The organism is Synechococcus sp. CC9605 (assembly GCF_000012625.1).
Taxonomy (GTDB): Bacteria; Cyanobacteriota; Cyanobacteriia; order PCC-6307; family Cyanobiaceae; genus Parasynechococcus.
The window spans coordinates 631,176-646,569 of record NC_007516.1; the positions used below are offsets into that span (position 1 = coordinate 631,176).

Annotated in this window: 19 protein-coding genes; 9 read left to right on the plus strand and 10 right to left on the minus strand. The window is 62.2% G+C overall.

Going from position 1 to position 15,394, the window contains the following annotated elements:
* Nucleotides 1-3: 3 nt before the first annotated feature.
* Nucleotides 4-1,305, minus strand: coding sequence for a glutamate-1-semialdehyde 2,1-aminomutase (gene hemL / locus SYNCC9605_RS03365; RefSeq protein ID WP_041434436.1), 1,302 nt, complete (start codon nucleotides 1,303-1,305; stop codon nucleotides 4-6).
* Between the two features lie 136 nt (nucleotides 1,306-1,441).
* Here hemL and SYNCC9605_RS03370 point away from each other — a divergent pair, with 136 nt between their 5' ends.
* Nucleotides 1,442-2,893 (plus strand): FAD-linked oxidase C-terminal domain-containing protein, encoded by a 1,452-nt coding sequence (locus tag SYNCC9605_RS03370; protein ID WP_011363662.1) that lies wholly within the window; start codon nucleotides 1,442-1,444, stop codon nucleotides 2,891-2,893.
* Nucleotides 2,894-2,899: 6 nt separating this feature from the next.
* On the opposite strand, the gene xth is transcribed toward SYNCC9605_RS03370, so the two are convergent.
* A complete protein-coding gene (gene xth / locus SYNCC9605_RS03375) occupies nucleotides 2,900-3,766 on the minus strand; it encodes an exodeoxyribonuclease III (protein WP_011363663.1) in 867 nt (288 codons plus the stop codon).
* 22 nt (nucleotides 3,767-3,788) lie between these two features.
* Here xth and SYNCC9605_RS03380 point away from each other — a divergent pair, with 22 nt between their 5' ends.
* Nucleotides 3,789-4,073: a hypothetical protein gene (locus SYNCC9605_RS03380; protein WP_156782968.1), complete on the plus strand. Its 285-nt coding sequence runs from the start codon at nucleotides 3,789-3,791 to the stop codon at nucleotides 4,071-4,073.
* On the opposite strand, the gene SYNCC9605_RS03385 is transcribed toward SYNCC9605_RS03380, so the two are convergent.
* On the minus strand, nucleotides 4,039-4,641 hold the full coding sequence (locus SYNCC9605_RS03385) for a hypothetical protein (RefSeq protein ID WP_011363665.1): 603 nt from the start codon (nucleotides 4,639-4,641) through the stop codon (nucleotides 4,039-4,041). The two genes, SYNCC9605_RS03380 and SYNCC9605_RS03385, sit on opposite strands and share 35 nt — an antisense overlap.
* Nucleotides 4,638-4,850: a hypothetical protein gene (locus SYNCC9605_RS03390; protein ID WP_041434437.1), complete on the minus strand. Its 213-nt coding sequence runs from the start codon at nucleotides 4,848-4,850 to the stop codon at nucleotides 4,638-4,640. The genes SYNCC9605_RS03385 and SYNCC9605_RS03390 overlap by 4 nt, the downstream gene beginning before the upstream one ends.
* A gap of 93 nt (nucleotides 4,851-4,943) precedes the next feature.
* Between SYNCC9605_RS03390 and SYNCC9605_RS03395 the strand changes: the two genes are divergently transcribed.
* The 5 genes from SYNCC9605_RS03395 to SYNCC9605_RS03415 are packed head-to-tail and all read left to right on the plus strand — an operon-like array spanning nucleotide 4,944 to nucleotide 9,336.
* Complete coding sequence (locus SYNCC9605_RS03395; RefSeq protein WP_041434438.1) at nucleotides 4,944-5,564, plus strand: hypothetical protein; 621 nt, start codon at nucleotides 4,944-4,946, stop codon at nucleotides 5,562-5,564.
* On the plus strand, nucleotides 5,564-6,211 hold the full coding sequence (locus SYNCC9605_RS03400) for a hypothetical protein (RefSeq protein WP_011363667.1): 648 nt from the start codon (nucleotides 5,564-5,566) through the stop codon (nucleotides 6,209-6,211). Before SYNCC9605_RS03395 ends, SYNCC9605_RS03400 begins: the two co-directional genes overlap by 1 nt.
* A complete protein-coding gene (gene larC, locus SYNCC9605_RS03405) occupies nucleotides 6,208-7,416 on the plus strand; it encodes a nickel pincer cofactor biosynthesis protein LarC (RefSeq protein WP_041434440.1) in 1,209 nt (402 codons plus the stop codon). The genes SYNCC9605_RS03400 and larC overlap by 4 nt, the downstream gene beginning before the upstream one ends.
* Nucleotides 7,416-8,330 (plus strand): lysylphosphatidylglycerol synthase domain-containing protein, encoded by a 915-nt coding sequence (locus SYNCC9605_RS03410; RefSeq protein WP_011363669.1) that lies wholly within the window; start codon nucleotides 7,416-7,418, stop codon nucleotides 8,328-8,330. Before larC ends, SYNCC9605_RS03410 begins: the two co-directional genes overlap by 1 nt.
* A 34-nt stretch (nucleotides 8,331-8,364) precedes the next feature.
* Nucleotides 8,365-9,336 (plus strand): metallophosphoesterase family protein, encoded by a 972-nt coding sequence (locus tag SYNCC9605_RS03415; RefSeq protein ID WP_011363670.1) that lies wholly within the window; start codon nucleotides 8,365-8,367, stop codon nucleotides 9,334-9,336.
* On the opposite strand, the gene SYNCC9605_RS03420 is transcribed toward SYNCC9605_RS03415, so the two are convergent.
* A complete protein-coding gene (locus tag SYNCC9605_RS03420; RefSeq protein WP_011363671.1) occupies nucleotides 9,313-10,923 on the minus strand; it encodes an ABC transporter permease in 1,611 nt (536 codons plus the stop codon). The genes SYNCC9605_RS03415 and SYNCC9605_RS03420 overlap by 24 nt on opposite strands.
* 148 nt (nucleotides 10,924-11,071) lie before the next feature.
* Between SYNCC9605_RS03420 and SYNCC9605_RS03425 the strand changes: the two genes are divergently transcribed.
* The gene (locus SYNCC9605_RS03425) at nucleotides 11,072-12,142 is read left to right on the plus strand and encodes an ABC transporter ATP-binding protein (protein WP_011363672.1); all 1,071 of its coding nucleotides are present in this window, start codon (nucleotides 11,072-11,074) and stop codon (nucleotides 12,140-12,142) included.
* 48 nt (nucleotides 12,143-12,190) lie between these two features.
* Here SYNCC9605_RS03425 and SYNCC9605_RS03430 read toward each other — a convergent pair whose 3' ends face one another.
* The 4 genes from SYNCC9605_RS03430 to SYNCC9605_RS03445 are packed head-to-tail and all read right to left on the minus strand — an operon-like array spanning nucleotide 12,191 to nucleotide 14,500.
* The gene (locus tag SYNCC9605_RS03430) at nucleotides 12,191-12,373 is read right to left on the minus strand and encodes a hypothetical protein (protein ID WP_011363673.1); all 183 of its coding nucleotides are present in this window, start codon (nucleotides 12,371-12,373) and stop codon (nucleotides 12,191-12,193) included.
* A 17-nt stretch (nucleotides 12,374-12,390) separates the two neighbouring features.
* A complete protein-coding gene (locus SYNCC9605_RS03435) occupies nucleotides 12,391-13,530 on the minus strand; it encodes a CobW family GTP-binding protein (protein ID WP_011363674.1) in 1,140 nt (379 codons plus the stop codon).
* 19 nt (nucleotides 13,531-13,549) lie between these two features.
* Entirely contained in the window at nucleotides 13,550-13,840 is a 291-nt protein-coding gene (locus SYNCC9605_RS03440; RefSeq protein ID WP_011363675.1) for a 4a-hydroxytetrahydrobiopterin dehydratase, read from the minus strand.
* A gap of 42 nt (nucleotides 13,841-13,882) precedes the next feature.
* Nucleotides 13,883-14,500: a secondary thiamine-phosphate synthase enzyme YjbQ gene (locus SYNCC9605_RS03445; protein ID WP_011363676.1), complete on the minus strand. Its 618-nt coding sequence runs from the start codon at nucleotides 14,498-14,500 to the stop codon at nucleotides 13,883-13,885.
* Nucleotides 14,501-14,552: 52 nt separating this feature from the next.
* Here SYNCC9605_RS03445 and SYNCC9605_RS03450 point away from each other — a divergent pair, with 52 nt between their 5' ends.
* Complete coding sequence (locus SYNCC9605_RS03450; protein ID WP_011363677.1) at nucleotides 14,553-14,960, plus strand: thiol-disulfide oxidoreductase DCC family protein; 408 nt, start codon at nucleotides 14,553-14,555, stop codon at nucleotides 14,958-14,960.
* Nucleotides 14,961-15,155: 195 nt separating this feature from the next.
* Here SYNCC9605_RS03450 and SYNCC9605_RS15030 read toward each other — a convergent pair whose 3' ends face one another.
* On the minus strand, nucleotides 15,156-15,332 hold the full coding sequence (locus tag SYNCC9605_RS15030; protein ID WP_198002469.1) for a Nif11-like leader peptide family natural product precursor: 177 nt from the start codon (nucleotides 15,330-15,332) through the stop codon (nucleotides 15,156-15,158).
* Nucleotides 15,333-15,394 lie beyond the last annotated feature (62 nt).

Here is a 15,394-nt window from a genome sequence, read left to right on the forward strand (position 1 = left end):
AGATCAGGCCACGGCCGCGAAGCTTTCGCGGAAGGCGTTGATCGTCGCTTCGATGTCGGCTTCGGAGTGCGCCAGGGACGTGAAACCGGCTTCGAAGGCTGACGGTGCGAGGTAGACGCCGTGCTCGAGCATGGCCCGGTGGAGTTTGCCGAAGCGTTCCGAATCCGTGGCCTTGGCTTCTTCGAAGTTGCGCACGGGGCCCTCGCAGAGGAAGAAGCCGAACATGGCGCTGACGCTGGCCGCTGTGATCGACATGCCAGCAGATTGGGCGGCGTCCTTGATGCCCGCCACCAGCTTCTGGGTTGTGGCCGTCAGCTTCTCGTAGGTGCCGGGCTGCTTGAGCAGTTCCAGGGTCTTGATGCCGGCAGTCATTGCCAGGGGGTTTCCACTGAGGGTTCCGGCCTGGTACATCGGCCCAGCAGGGGCGACCATTCCCATGATGTCGGCGCGGCCGCCGTAGGCGCCCACGGGAAGTCCGCCACCGATCACCTTGCCCATGGTCGTGAGGTCTGGTGTGACGCCGAAATGCGCTTGGGCACCGCCGTAACTGATCCGGAAACCGGTCATCACCTCGTCGAACACCAGCAGAGCGCCGTGCTCTTTGGTGAGTTCCCGCAGACCTTCAAGGAAGCCGGGTTCCGGTTGAATGAAGCCGGCGTTGCCGACAATCGGCTCAAGAATCACGCCAGCGATTGCTTCGGGGTTCTCGGCAAACAGAGCCTTAACGGCCTCAAGATCGTTGTAAGGCGCCGTAAGGGTATTTGCGGTGGTGCTGCGAGGGACACCTGGGGAGTCGGGCAGGCCAAGGGTGGCCACGCCGGAACCTGCCTTGACCAGGAACATGTCCGCATGGCCGTGGTAGCAGCCCTCGAACTTGATCACCTTGTCGCGGCCGGTGTACGCACGGATCAGGCGCAACACAGCCATGCAGGCCTCGGTGCCGCTGTTGACGAAGCGCACCATCTCAACGCTGGGTACAGCGTCGATCACCATTTCGGCCAAGGTGTTCTCCAGGGCACAAGGTGCTCCGAAGCTGGTGCCCTTCTCGATCGCTTCCTGCAGTGCTGCGATCACCTCGGGGTGGGCGTGGCCGCAGATGGCCGGTCCCCAGCTGCCGATGTAGTCGATGTACTTATTGCCATCCACGTCCCAGGCGTAGGGACCCTTGACCCGATCGAACACGATCGGCTGACCGCCAACCGACTTGAACGCCCGCACAGGTGAGCTGACCCCTCCGGGCATCAGGGCCTGTGCTGCGCCGAAGATGGCCTGGGAGTGGCTGGTGTTCAACGCGGGTGCTGTCACTGGAACCGACGCCAAAGGGCTGATGCAAACCGTGCAACATCTTGACTCAGGAACGACCGGTTCCGTTTGCTGTGTTTCTTAATTGCCCACTTCGCATGCATTTTGATGCGTAGTCTTTGATCAGATCGAGATCAATGTGGCCCACGACTGGTCAGTGCTGGAGAGGGATCTGCGGCGATGTCTGCCGGCTCGGGCCATCGTGGCGAAGCGTCAGGAACTGCTCAGTTACGACTGTGACGGACTGACACTTGAGCGCCACTGTCCGCCCCTGGCGGTGCTGCCGGAGACCACCGAACAGGTGGCTGCGGTGTTGCAGTGCTGCCATCAACACGGTGTGCCGTTTGTGGCCCGTGGAAGCGGTACCGGCCTCTCAGGGGGAGCGTTGGTGGATCAGCAGGCGCTGCTGGTGGTGACCAGTCGCATGCGTCAGGTGCTCGGCCTCGATCTGGCCAATCAGCGGGTCACGGTGCAGCCCGGGGTGATCAACAGTTGGGTGACGCGTGCTGTTGCAGGCGACGGGTTTTATTACGCCCCGGATCCGTCCAGCCAGGTGGTGTGCAGCATCGGCGGCAATGTGGCGGAAAACTCGGGCGGGGTGCACTGCCTCAAATACGGCGTGACCAGCAACCATGTGCTGGGGCTTGAGGTGGTGCTGCCCGATGGAACCATCACGCAGTTGGGCAATGGGCTGGCTGAATCGTGCGAACTGGATCTACGTGGTGCATTCATCGGCAGCGAAGGAACTCTGGGCATCGCGACGGCCATCACCCTGCGCCTGCTTCGGGCTCCGGAGTGCGTGACCGTGCTGTTGGCGGATTTCGCCACGATGGAAGCAGCAGGGGAGGCGGTGAGATCGGTGACCGCGAGCGGCCTCTTGCCGGCGGGGATGGAAATCATGGACAACGTCACCATCAACGCCGTCAATGATTTCTTCGGGTACGACGAGTACCCGCGTGATGCTGCGGCCGTTCTGCTGATTGAGCTCGATGGCCAGGAGGCTGAGGTGCAGGCCTCATCAGAACGGGCTGAAGCGCTTTGTCGTGCGGCAGGGGCCCGTGGTCTGCGTCGGGCCCAAGACCCCACGGAGTGTGCGGTGCTCTGGAAAGGCCGCAAATCTGCGTTTTCAGCCGTGGGAAAAATCACACCGACCTATTACGTGCAAGACGGTGTCGTTCCCCGCAGCAGCCTTCCGTCGGTGCTTGCGGCGATTGAACGGCTCAGCCAGGAACACGGCCTGCCCGTGGCCAATGTTTTCCATGCCGGAGATGGCAACCTTCATCCATTGATCCTGTATTCACTGAATCAGCCCGATGTAGAGCGGAGCGTGAAGGAGCTCGGTGCCGCCATCCTGCGGGTGTGTCTTGATGCCGGTGGCAGCATCAGCGGAGAGCACGGCGTCGGCGCCGACAAGCGTTGCTATCTCGACTGGATGTTCACTCCCGATGACCTGGAAACGATGGGGCTGTTGCGGTCTGCCTTTGATCCGGACAACCGCGCCAATCCGGGCAAGGTGTTGCCCACGCCGCGAACCTGCGGGGAATCGGCCAAACGGATGGTGACGCTGCCCGCTGGCGTGGAGGTTTACTGAAAAGGATCAGAAGAATGGTTCATCGCCTTCGTCCTCGTCGGCTGGAGGCCAGTCGAGATCAACGCTGACCGGGGCATGGTCGCTGGGTTGCTGGTTGCCACGCATGCCTTTGTGGATTACGCAGCTGCGGGCGAGTCCCAACAGCTCGTCGCATAAATAGATGTGGTCGATCCGCCAGCCGCGGTCCCTGTCCCAGGCACCGCTGCGGTAGTCCCACCAGCTCCAGTGGCCGGAGTCCGGCTCGAACACCCGGAATACGTCCTGAAGCCGGTCACCGAGGGCGTCACGGAGGGCCTGGCGTTCGGCATCGCTCGCCATGATTCCGCCGGTCTGGCGGTCGGGATCAGGAAGATCACGTGCTTCAAGGCCGATGTTGAAGTCGCCGACCATGCACAGCGGCTCGCCGCGTTGCTGTTGAGCATCGAGATAACGCTTCAGGCAGCCGAGCCAGGTCAGTTTGTAGGGGTATTTCTCCGACTTCAGGCTCGATCCATTCGGTACGTACAGGTTGAGCACGCGAACGCCACTTAGCAGTGCGCTGATCACGCGCTTCTGTGCCCCGAGATCGTCTGCTTCTGCGTCATCCGGGAGCTCCCCGACGAAGCCGCAGCGCACATCCTCCAAGGGCTCGCGGCTGATCAGGGCGACGCCGTTGTAGGCCTTCTGGCCATGGATGTGAACGTGCCAGCCAGCAGACTTAAAGGCTTCAACGGGAAACAGAGAGTCATCCACCTTGGTTTCCTGCAGACACAGCAGATCTGGTTGCTCGCGATCCAGCCAGCTGAGCACCTGATCCAATCGCGTGCGGACCGAGTTCACGTTCCAGGTGGCGATCTGCACGGTTGATTCAGTGGCGTCAAAGACCCTTAGCATCAGCCAACTCCGGATTCCGCTGATGTCTCGCCGTCTTGCGGCTGTCGCTCAGGTTGTGTTTTCTTCCCTGTTGGTGACAGCCATCCCGATGGGTGCAGAGGCCCAGGTTGAAGCGCCTTTTCAGAACCGCGAGGAACGCGAGATCTACGGCGACACCAACGGCAGCGGCTCAATTCTGGATGCCGCCAACCCCATGGATTTCTTGAACCAGATCCGACGGGCGACGGCCATGGACGACGCCACGCCACCCTCCGATGCCATTGATGCGGCCCTCAAGGCCTATCAGAACCCTCCAGCGACGCCGTAGCGCTGGAGGGTTCTGATCCGGTGCTGCGGGCTGCGCTCAATCCCAGTTGTGCTGACACAACATCGATCAGCGGATTGATCCGTCCGTTGAAATCCCGCCGTTCCCGGGCCTGCTTGAGCAGGGTGTGAACCGCCTCCGAATCGCCTCGCTCTTGCTGCAACAGGGCTAGTGCCAATAGGGGTCTTGCGTCAGTTTTGTTCTCTGTGGCCAGCTGGCCGTACAGCTTCATCGCGGTCTGATCGGATCCGCCCTGTCGCAGCAGATCAGCCAGGAGCAAACCGATCTCCAACCGCTGGCCAGCCTCCAGGCCCTTGAACCGGGTGGTGAGTTCTGCCGTCACCTGACCCTGACGTCCCAGCTCTTGGTCCAGGAGCACCAGCAGTTGCAGAACCTGCAGATCATTCGGATGCAGCCGCAGCAGAAGGTGGAGGCTGCGCCGGGCTGCCTCGGGCTGGCCATTGCGACGTTGCAGTTCCGCTTTGAACAGGGTGAGTTCGCGCGGCGTGGAGCGGCCAGACAGCCACGGTTGCAGCACCACTTCGGCGTCCTGCAGGCGCTCCAGTGTCACCAGGCGTTCCAGCAGAAGGCTCCTTTCTGCTTCGTTGAGGTTGTCATGGTGCTGAAGAAGATCAGCAGGTTGAGCTGCTGATCTTCTTCAGCCTGGCGACTCGCGCGTGCCCGGGTTTCCGGGGCCATGAAGGCTGCAGCGATCCAACCGACCAGGGCAGCCCCCACCATGGACGCCAGCAGCAACAGGATCCGGCGCAGGCTGGGCATCCGATCTCGAATCAGCCACCTCAGTCTGAGGAGATTGCAGTGGCCTGGGTACAGTCTTTACGAGGGCTTTTGACTCCGCCCGGATCAGCATCAATGCGCGCCCATCCGATTCCCCCGGTCACAGAGCCGTTGCAGTACCGGGCCATCGGTCTTGTGCGCGGCACCTACACCCCAACCGATCCCGAGCAACTCACCCGTGGCACCTTGACCGATGCCCAGGGCGTCCCCCTTGAAACGGTTGTGCTTGGACGTGTGCTCACCCTGATTCGGCGGCATCTGCCTCTGGATCAGCCCCACCTATGGGTCGTTTATCCCAGAAGCCGTGAAAGCGATCATCTGCATCTGCAGATTGCTGGGGTCTGGGAACCCAGCACCCTGGCGCCAGATCAAGCCGATGCCTCCGACACCCTGCCGGAGGGTGATGACTTCTTCTCTGTTCGAGGCGAATTGATCTTCACCAAGCCAGAAACCGGCGAAATGGTGGTGAAAGTGCGGCAGCAGGCCCGCGCCGACGGCCAACGACCGCTTCCCTTCAAACTCCAGATCAAGGGTGAGCTTCCCCTGGAACACCTGCGTCACTTCGTCAGCCTTGACCTGCGTCGCCAGGGCCAGGAACTGCACCTTGAAAAACACGAGGTGATTGCTCCGATGCCGACGCGTGGCGGCAAATTCAAGGGAGGTCGTGGGCGTGCCACCTCCCGCGCTCGCAGCTGATGGCAGATGGAGGGCAGGGCTCCACAGGGGTCCTACGGGCAGGCGTCGCCGTTGCCGGCATCACTGTCCTCGGCGCCTTTGGTCCAGCCCTGGGTCTGTCTGCTGCCTGGATCGTGGTGGCGGTTGGGGGTGCCCTGGTCACCCTCAGCGTTGATGCCGCCACCTGGGAAGGCATGGGTGGTCACATCCTTGCTGAAGCGCTGCCCGGTGGGCAGGAGCGTCTGCGTCGGATTGCGGTGCATGAGGCCGGTCATGTTCTGATCGCGGAAGGGGAGCAACTTCCGGTTCAGCAGGTGCTGGTGGGAACCCTTGCCTGTGTGCGTGCAGGACTGCGCAGCAGCGGCGCCACTGAGTTCGCGGTGCCGGACAGCGTCCGCATGCCGCTTGAAGATCTACGCCGTTGGAGCCGGGTGCTTCAGGCCGGCATCGCCGCTGAAACCGTGGTTTTTGGTAAGGCTCATGGTGGGGCCGATGACCGCGCTTTGTTGGGACGGCTGTGGGGACTATCGGGTCATGACGTGGCCACGGCCCAGCGGGAGCAGCGTCGCGCCCGCCGGGAGATTGAACAGCTGTTGCGTCAGCAGCGTGAGGCGCTTGACCAGCAGGCCGGTGTTCTGTTGGAGGCGGCCCCGCGTCTGGGGCGATGAGTGCTCTTTGGGTTGATGCACCGACGGGGTTGGCAGGGGACATGCTTCTGGCCGCACTGTTTGATCTGGGCGTGGACCAGGCTGTGGTGGAGTCGCCGCTGGCGGCCCTCGGTTTGGCAGGGCAGTATCGCCTCACCCAGCAGGAGGCGCGCAGCGGCGGGCTGCGGGGGGTCAGGGTTGATGTGGAGGGTCTAGAGGCTCAGCCGCCCCACCGCCACTGGTCGGGGATCCGTGATCAGATCAATGCAGCTGCTTTGGCGCCATCGCTGAAGCAACGGGTGCTCGCCGTGTTCTCCCGTCTGGCGGAAGCCGAGGCCACCGTGCATGGAACTCCAGTGGAGGCCGTTCACTTCCATGAGGTGGGAGCCATCGATGCCCTCGTGGATGTGGTGGGCGTCTGTGCGGCGATTGACGATCTCAATCCGGCCCGGATCGTCTGTTCCCCCTTGCCTGCGGGGAGTGGAACAGTGTCAACCGCCCATGGCCTGTTGCCCGTGCCCGTTCCAGCTGTGCTTGAACTGGCGCGACGTCACCGCATTCCTCTGCTTCAGGGAGGAAACCTGCCTCCGGGAGAGTTGGTGACGCCCACGGGCCTCGCCCTGGTGTCGGTGCTGGCAGATGAGTTTGTCGCTCCTGAGCGTTTGGTTGCCGAAAAGGTTGGCGTCGGCCTTGGCCACCGCCAGCTGGATCGCCCCAACCTGGTGCGCCTTGTGCTGCACACCCCAGCGGCGAATGCGGAAGAAGCTCCCCGGTGGGAGTCGTTGGTGGTGCAGGAAGCCTGGATCGATGACGCCACTCCAGAGGAGGTTGCGCTCTTGGTCAATCGCTTGCGTGAGGCCGGAGCGATCGATGTGGCGGTGCAGCCGTTGCTGATGAAAAAGGGCCGCAGTGGCCAGTTGGTGACGGCACTCGTGCGGGATGGGGATGCCGATCAGATCCGCCGCCTCTGGCTCAGTGCTGGCAGCAGCATCGGCCTGCGGGAGCGGCGTCAGGGACGCTGGGTGCTGCCAAGGCGGCATGGCGTGCTCGAAACGCCCTGGGGCCCCGTCGCGGCCAAACAGGTGCGTCGCCCCGATGGCCGTTGCACCGTTAAAGCCGAGGCGGATGCCCTTGAGGCTCTGCAGGCCAGCGCCGGGTGTTCATTTGATGAGCTGCGTGCTGCTGTTGCAGTAGCGCCATTCGTTTGCACGGACGATTGGGCCTGATGGTCAAGCTTCTCCGTCAACCCAAGCTCTGGATCACGCTGGCCAGCCTGATCTTCATCGCTGTGGCTCTGGCCCAGCAGGCGGGCCAACTGCGTCAGCTGAGCTTGGTGGCCAACGGTTGGTGGTGGCTGGTGCTGGGGCTGGGCCTCACCTGGCTCAGCATCCTGATCAATGGTCTGGCCTGGCGGGATCTGCTGGTTTGGTTGAAACACCCTCCCCAGGGGGTTGCCGTGGTGCCGCTGTTTGTGCTCAGCAACCTGCTCAAGTACTTGCCGGGAGGGATCTGGCATCTGGTGGAGCGGGTCCGGGTGCTGCGTCCGGTGATTGGCGGCGGCCCGGCCCTGGCCGGGGTGATCCTTGATCCGCTTCTGATCGCCGCAGCGTCCGTTCTTGTTGTGGTTGCTGGTGGATGGCAGCAGGGCCTGGCCCTGCTGGCTCCATGGCCCGCGTTGATGATGATTCCTCGCTGGCGCGAGCCCCTTCTGCGTCGACTGGAGCGTTCCAAGGCGGCGCAATTGCAGTCGGTTGGAAGCGGACCCCTGGAAAGTGAGGGAAGCGGCCGCGGCGGCTATCCCTGGCGGCCCCTCAGCCTTCAGCTGCTGTTTGTGCTCTGCCGCTTTGCCGGGTTCTGGTGCAGCGTGCAGTCCTTCGGCATTCAAAGTCCGGCACCGTTCACCTGGCTTGCGGCCTTTGGTCTGGCTTATGCCGTTGGGCTGGTGGTGCCTGGTGCCCCCGGGGGGCTCGGGGTGTTTGAGGCCAGCCTGCTGCTGCGTTTGGGTGCTGCCGTGCCAGAGGCGCAGTTGCTCGCGGTGGTTCTCAGCTACCGACTCCTCTCCACCCTGGCGGATGTTGTTGCCAGCGGGGCCCTGGTGGCCGATCGAGTGCTGGGCCAACGTTTGAAACGCCACCGCTGACCCCCGTGCTGTTGTGTTGCTGAGTCGTCGCCAAATGCTGCAGTTGGTGCTTGGCACCGGTCTTACGGCAGCGGCTCTGCCCTGGAGCGCCGCCAGGGGTGCTGTTCACCGGGTTGGGCTGATCAGCGACCTCAACAGCAGCTATGGCTCCACCAGCTACATCCCTGCCGTGGATCAAGGGCTGGATCAGCTCATTGGCCTGCAGCCGGATCTGGTGGTGTGTGCTGGCGACATGGTCGCGGGTCAGCTGCGAGGCCTCAGCGGCCAGCAGCTGGATGCCATGTGGCGGGGCTTTGAAACGTCCGTTCTGCATCGGCTTCAGGCGGCAGACATTCCACTGCTGCCAGCGATCGGGAACCATGACGGTTCACCGGGGTTCCCGGCGGATCGTGCCGCTCTGCGTCGGTTCTGGACCCCGATCCGTTCACGGATGGGATTGGCGTTTGTGGACGCCTCACAGTTCCCGTTTCGCTACTCGGTGCTGCAGGACGGGATCTTCTGGCTGGTCTGGGATGCCAGCTCAGCCCGTGTTCCTGAGGATCAGCTGGTCTGGGCAAAACAGCAGTTGGCCAGCCCTCAGGCACAAATGGCTCGTGCTCGGTTTGTGGTGGGTCATCTCCCTCTGGCTGGGGTTGGTCTGGGCAAGGATCGCCCCGGTGAGGTGTTGGAGCGGGGACATGCGCTTCAGGCCTTGATGGATGCCGCTGGCGTGCAGGCCTACATCAGTGGTCATCACCACGCCTGGTTCTCCAGCCGTCGTGGCCAGCTCGATCTGATCCAGCTCGGCGCCTTGGGTAGTGGCCCCCGGCCCCTGCTGGAAGGTGAATCGCCAGCACAGCAGACTTTCACCCTGTTGGAGATCGATGGGGGCAGGGGCACCCTCCGGGAAACCACCTACGCCGTATCCACAGGACGCCCGCTGTCCTGGTCAACACTCCCCCTCCGTCTCAACACCCGTGCTGGCTCGCTCCAGCGCAATGCATCAGAGCGGTTGCTGCGGGGGTGAGGAGCCCTCGCGTCTGGAGGAGTGATCCAGCGTGGGCACCAAGGCCATGGCGGCGACCAGCCCCAGAACGAGGATCATCAGGGCCGGCAACATCGCTTCGGCCAGCCGTTCATCGCCGGCGTACTGGAACACACGCACCGAGAGGGTGTCGAAGTCGAAAGGCCGAAGAGCGAAGGTGAGGGGAAGCTCCTTCACCGTGTCGACAAACACCAGCAGCAGCCCAACGGTGATCGGTCCGCGCAAGAGGGGCAGATGCACCCGTTGGAGCACGCGTTGCCACGGTGATCCCATCCCCGTCGCTGCCTCATCGAGGCTTGGGCTGATCCGCTCCAGGGCTGCGTCCAGGCCCCCTTTTGCCACCGCCAGAAATCGATCGCTGTAGCCCCACAGCAGCAGGAGCAAGGGGGCGACCTGCCAGGGGGCGCCGGTGAGCAACAGGGCCAGAGCGAGCACGGTGCCGGGGATGGCGTAACCCGTTCCCGCCAGGAAGGTGAGGCTTCTGAGCCATGCGGCGGTGGACCAGCGCTTGGCGATGGCCAGCACGAGCGCTGCCGTTACGGCCAAAACAGCAGCGGCCAGGGCTAGCAAAAGACTGCGGCTGCTCAGGCTGATCAGATCGTCGTTCCAGCTGTTTTGGAGCTGATCCAAGTTGCTGGCGGCCCACAGCAGCGGGGTCCCCAGGCTTACGACCGGAGGGATGACGGCGAGCAGTTGCGCCACCCCAGCACGGAATCCATGAAGGTGCCAAGCGGTTGCGTCTCCGCCGGCCACGCCATCGCTCCAGCGTCGACTGCGCCTGCGCAGGCTGCGTTCACACACCACCAAGGTCAACACGATCACCAGCGTGATCAAGGCCAAGCTGATGGCGCCTGCGGGGTCGCCGTTGGATTGCCAGGTTTCCAGGATGCCTGCGGAGAGACTTGGGATGCCGAGAAGCTGGACGGCACCCAGCTCATTGACCACTTCCATCCCCATGAGTGCGACGCCGGCGCCGATCGCGGGAAGTGCAATGGGCAAGGCCACACGCCGAAAGGCTGACCAAGGACCAACCCCCAGGCTCCGGCATGCCTCCAGCTGACGCTGACCGCTGACGGAGAAACTTTCCGTGCTCAGCAGGAACGCATAGGGGTAGGTCGTCAGGGCCATCACAGAGATGCCCCACCCCATGCCGTGAACGGTCCAGCTGTTGCGACTGCCCAGATCGACAAGGATCGCCGAGAGGAGATAGGCCGGTGTCGCCAGGGGAATCAGCTGTGCAATTCGCAGCCATGCCCGACCGGGAAAACGGCAGTTGCACAGTAACCAACCATTGGCTGTGCCGAGCACGGTGCCCAGCGTTGCTGTGCCGAGCAGCAGCTGGATGGTGCCAACGATCTGTCGCATGCCATCGGGGCCAAGATCGCTGAAGCCGCTGTGCAAGGACGTCAGAGCCTCTTTCACCAGCGTCAGAACCGGCCAGATGGCAAACAGGCCCGTGATGAAGGCAATCAGGATCAGGGCCAGCCGGGTTGGGCTTGGAACAACAATCCGGTTGGGCAGCAACTTCACTTCAGCGATGGGCCGGACACCGTTGCCGCGACATGGCATTGCGACATTGCCATGGAATGAGTCTGGCGATAAACGATGGGGATCTGATTCAGGGCGTGCAAACCGCACACCGGCTTCGATCATTTGTCACTCTCATAAGCTCGGTCGCTTCCCAAGCTTCATCTGATCTGTGGAACAGCTGCTCCCGATGGAGCCAACGGTTGCTTTAAACGGGGTCTGGCACAGCTACGGCGATGCGACTGATGGCTGGACCCTGAAGGGGGTGGATCTTGAGGTGGCGCCTGGGGAACTGTTGGGCCTGCTGGGCCCCTCCGGCTGTGGCAAGACCACCCTGCTTCGCTTGATCGCCGGCTTCGAACGCCCACGGCGCGGCACGGTGCAGTTGGATCAGCGCATGGTGGCTGGGGATGGGGTCTGGATGGAACCGGAACGCAGGGGCGTTGGCATGGTGTTTCAGGACTACGCCCTGTTCCCTCACCTCAACGCTTGGCAGAACGCCAGCTTCGGTTTGCCCCGGCGGAATCCCAACCGTGAACGCGTGGCCTGGTTGTTCGAGTTGCTGGGGCTGAAGGGGCTTGAGCAGCGCTACCCGCACCAGCTCTCCGGTGGCCAGCGTCAACGGCTGGCGTTGGCACGCGCTCTGGCCCCAGCGCCCAGGGTGGTTCTGCTTGATGAGCCTTTTTCAAGTCTTGATGTGGAGGTGAGGCTTCGCCTGCGCAGTGAGCTCGCCTCTGTGCTCGATGCCTGCGGTGCGAGCGGCGTGATCGTCACCCATGACGCCGGTGAAGCTCTGGCGATTTGCGATCGCGTTGCCGTCATGCGGGATGGTGTGCTGGATCAATGTGCATCGCCTTCCGAGATCGTGAGATCACCGGCGACTCCTTTTGTTGGATCCTTTGTGCTCCAGCGCAATTTGATTCCGGTTCAGGCCGATGCCCAAGGCCAGTTGTCCTGTCTGCTGGGAGAACTGGATGCTTCCTCCCCATGGGTCCAGGCTGACCGCAGGGCCTCCGGCGCCTGTTGTGTGCTGGTTGATCCGCATGACATCAATGTCGTCGCCGATGCCGAAGGAGAGGCCAGCGTCCTGGGCCGGGAATTTCTGGGGGATGCATGGGAGTACCGAATCCGTGTTGTGGATGTGCTGGTGCGGGCCCACTGTCCGATCGATCAGGAGCATCCTCCCCACACCCGTTGTCGCCTCAGCTTCAGCGATGGGGCCAGAGTCACGCTGCTTCCGCTTGGCCAGGCGTTGACATAAAAAAATCCTCCGCCGCAGCGGAGGATTGAGGAAAAAGAATTGATGTCTTCAGCGTTGGTTATTACGCACTGGGATGGGAACAAGTACCGGCTGGCGTAAGCCACCACCGCCGTTGTCGTCATCGGAATCAGCAAGAAGCCACAGCAGAAGGCTGGCGAGAACAAAAAACGTTCCGAGCAGCAGTGGTTCGACCATTGAGGTTTCTCCCATGGCACGCACAATAAGCAGCATTCCCCGGTTCTGCTGAATCAGCTGAAACCTTTTCCTGCATCCGGTGCCACACAGGCCTGGAGTTGTTCCCGCAGGGTGGTGTGGTCGATATCGCGGCCGATCAGCACCAATTGATTCTTGCGATCACCGGTCCAGTCGGTGTCGTCGATGGAAAAGCGTTTGCCCGCCAGATGGAACACATGGCGGCGTTCGCTTTCGTTGAACCACAAGACTCCCTTGGCCCGAAACACCTCCTGTGGCATCTGGTTGTCGAGGAAGTTCTGGAACTTGCGCAGGGAGAAGGGGCCATCACTTTGGAAGGACACGGAGGTGAATCCCTCGATGTCCTGATGGTCACCGTGGTTGTGGCTGTGGTGATGGTGGCCATGGTCATGACTGTCCCCATGGCTGTGGTCATGCCCATGGCTGTGATCGTGCCCTTGGCTGTGATCGTGTCCGCGGTCATGACCGTGATCGTGGTTATGGCTGCAGTGGCCATGGTCGTGGTCGCAGTCGCTGTGATCCAGGCTCGGATCGTCGGCAGGGGAACTCACCTTGTCGGATTCGAACAGTCCAACGCTGAGCAGTAGGGGCAAGGGCACGTCTCCTTTCACCGACCGCAGGATCCGCGCATCGTTCTTGACGTCTCTGAGTTGCTGTTCGACAGCCTCGAGCCGCTCCTCGGAGACGAGGTCGCACTTGTTCAGCAGCAGGATGTCGCCGTAAATCACCTGGGCCCGGCCAACTTCCGTGTCCAGAACGACGTCGTCGAAGTTTTCTGCATCGATCAACGTGATGATCGAATCCAGGCGGGTTTGGTCCCGCAGCTCACTGCCAAGGAAGGTCATGGCCACCGGAAGGGGATCGGCCAGACCGGTGGTTTCCACGACGATGTAATCGAGTGGCTCGGGCCGTTCAATCACCCGTTCCACCGCCTCCATCAGCTCGTCGTTGATCGAGCAGCAGATGCAACCGTTGCTCAGCTCCACCATGTCTTCATCGGTGGTGACGATCAGATCGTTGTCGATGCCGATTTCACCGAACTCGTTCACCAGCACCGCGGTCTTCACCCCCTGCTGATTGCTCAGGATGTGATTCAGCAGCGTGGTTTTTCCCGCTCCTAGGAAGCCGCTGAGAATGGTGACGGGGATGTTGGCGGTGGCTGGTGCGGTGGTCATGCGCAAGGACCCACTCGACTCATGCTGGCAGCAGGGCGTCAATGGCGCTGGCCAGCTCCACATCCAGGCTGCTGAGGCCGCCGAGATCATGGGTGGTCAGGTCGATTGAAACGCGGTTGTAGACGTTGCTCCAGTTCGGATGATGATTTTTGGACTCGGCCAGCAAGGCCACCTGTGCCATGAATCCAAAGGCCTCCACGAAGCTGTTGAACTCCAGATCGCGGTGCAGCTTGTCTCCGTTCACCACCCAGTTGGGCAGGGTTGTGCTGAGTGCCGACTTTTCGGCAGCATCAAGACGTTTAACTGGCATGGCAGCCCTGAATCACTGATCCATCGTGGCTGGAGCTGGTCGTCAGTCGCTCAGGTCATGCAATCGATCAATCATCAGATCGGTGTCTGTGTCGATGCCGTCGTCGGTTTCCCAGGCGTTGGGGTCGTGGCGGGCCTGAATGGCTTGATTGATCCGTTCGCCGTTGCGCAGGTTCAACAGGGTTTGCGGCGTGGCTGAGGTGTTTTGGGTGTTGCCCTCAGGGGTGGGGCGGCTGGATGGTTCACCGAACAGGTGGCAGGCGATTGTTCTGGAGTGAGCAGCGCTGCGGTGCTCCCAGAGGTAAACGGCTTGCCAGGTGCCCAGCAGCAGTTGGCCCCTGCTGACGCTCAGGTTCAGGGTCTGGCTGGTGAGCGCGGTTCGGATGTGGGCCGGCATGTCATCGGCACCTTCGTCGTCATGGAGATAACGGCGTTGTTCCGGAACGGCATCGGCCATCCATGCATCCAGGTCCCGCAGCACCCGTGGATCTGCGTTCTCGTTGATCGTGAGGCTGGCGCTGGTGTGCAGACAGGTGAGATGCAGAACGCCCTGGTCCAGCCCCGTGCTGCGGATCCAGGTGTTCAGCCGCCCATCCAGACGGGTGAAGCCCCTCCCCGGGGTTTGAACTGTGATCTGATGCAGGATCTGCTGCACACCCACCGCTCTCCAGCGTTCTTTCCTTACTTTGCGTGCTGCAGCACCGTCTGAGTCCATGGCCAGCCCTTCTGCCCCAGAACTGACCCTGCTGTTCGACGGAGGGTGTCCGTTGTGTGTGCGCGAAGTTCGGTTTCTGCAGCGGCGTGATCGTCAGGCGCGGTTGGGTTTTGTTGACATTGATGCTTCGGATTACGACGCAGCGGCCCATGCCGGCATCAGCTATCGGGCGGCCATGGGCCGCATTCATGCCATCACAGGCTCCGGGGAGGTGCTGCGTGATGTGGCCGTCTTCCGTGAGGCGTATCGCCTGATTGGTCTGGGATGGCTCTACGCACCGACCCGCTGGCCCTTGATCGGCAGCGTGGTCGATTGGGTCTATGGGATTTGGGCCGCCCGGCGGCTTCAGATCACCGGACGCGCCGACCTTGAGACCCTGTGCCAAGGCCGCTGTTATGTGAAATGACTCGCTTTACTGAAGCGGAGATGGCTGCCGGTAGATCAGCTTGAGCGGCCAGAGCGCCATGGGCAGCGCGATGAACAGTGTCGTCCGCATAAGCAGTTCCCGCATCTTCATCAGCAGTTGCGTTGTACGTCAACAGCATGGCCTTGGTTGATCTCAGCGCGCCAGGGTGACGTCCCAGGCCCGTGAACTTTCAGTTTAGAAAAGGTGCTTAAACCCTCCTGCTTGCCACAGGGGATTCGCATTCACCTCGTCAACGGTGAGCTGGTAGCCATGTTTGGCGGCGATTTCCACCAGCTGTTCTGTGCTGATCTCCTCCTGCATCGCCTTCTGAAGATCGGGGTTCTCGAGGATTGCCTTGAGAAAGCTTTTCAACGTTGCACTCGATGACAGGGGTTGCACGGCGTGACCAACAACATCCTTTCCATCAATAGCCC

Coding starts and splice junctions, on each gene's coding strand:
- xth (WP_011363663.1), bottom strand. CDS start 3,766: ATGCTAAGGGTCTTTGACGCCACTGAATCAACCGTGCAGATCGCCACC.
- SYNCC9605_RS03400 (WP_011363667.1), top strand. CDS start 5,564: ATGGCAGATGGAGGGCAGGGCTCCACAGGGGTCCTACGGGCAGGCGTC.
- SYNCC9605_RS03395 (WP_041434438.1), top strand. CDS start 4,944: ATGCGCGCCCATCCGATTCCCCCGGTCACAGAGCCGTTGCAGTACCGG.
- SYNCC9605_RS03380 (WP_156782968.1), top strand. CDS start 3,789: ATGTCTCGCCGTCTTGCGGCTGTCGCTCAGGTTGTGTTTTCTTCCCTG.
- SYNCC9605_RS03430 (WP_011363673.1), bottom strand. CDS start 12,373: ATGCTGCTTATTGTGCGTGCCATGGGAGAAACCTCAATGGTCGAACCA.
- larC (WP_041434440.1), top strand. CDS start 6,208: ATGAGTGCTCTTTGGGTTGATGCACCGACGGGGTTGGCAGGGGACATG.
- SYNCC9605_RS03410 (WP_011363669.1), top strand. CDS start 7,416: ATGGTCAAGCTTCTCCGTCAACCCAAGCTCTGGATCACGCTGGCCAGC.
- SYNCC9605_RS03440 (WP_011363675.1), bottom strand. CDS start 13,840: ATGCCAGTTAAACGTCTTGATGCTGCCGAAAAGTCGGCACTCAGCACA.
- SYNCC9605_RS03390 (WP_041434437.1), bottom strand. CDS start 4,850: ATGCCCAGCCTGCGCCGGATCCTGTTGCTGCTGGCGTCCATGGTGGGG.
- SYNCC9605_RS03425 (WP_011363672.1), top strand. CDS start 11,072: ATGGAGCCAACGGTTGCTTTAAACGGGGTCTGGCACAGCTACGGCGAT.
- SYNCC9605_RS03435 (WP_011363674.1), bottom strand. CDS start 13,530: ATGACCACCGCACCAGCCACCGCCAACATCCCCGTCACCATTCTCAGC.
- SYNCC9605_RS03415 (WP_011363670.1), top strand. CDS start 8,365: ATGCTGCAGTTGGTGCTTGGCACCGGTCTTACGGCAGCGGCTCTGCCC.
- SYNCC9605_RS03420 (WP_011363671.1), bottom strand. CDS start 10,923: ATGCCATGTCGCGGCAACGGTGTCCGGCCCATCGCTGAAGTGAAGTTG.
- SYNCC9605_RS03450 (WP_011363677.1), top strand. CDS start 14,553: ATGGCCAGCCCTTCTGCCCCAGAACTGACCCTGCTGTTCGACGGAGGG.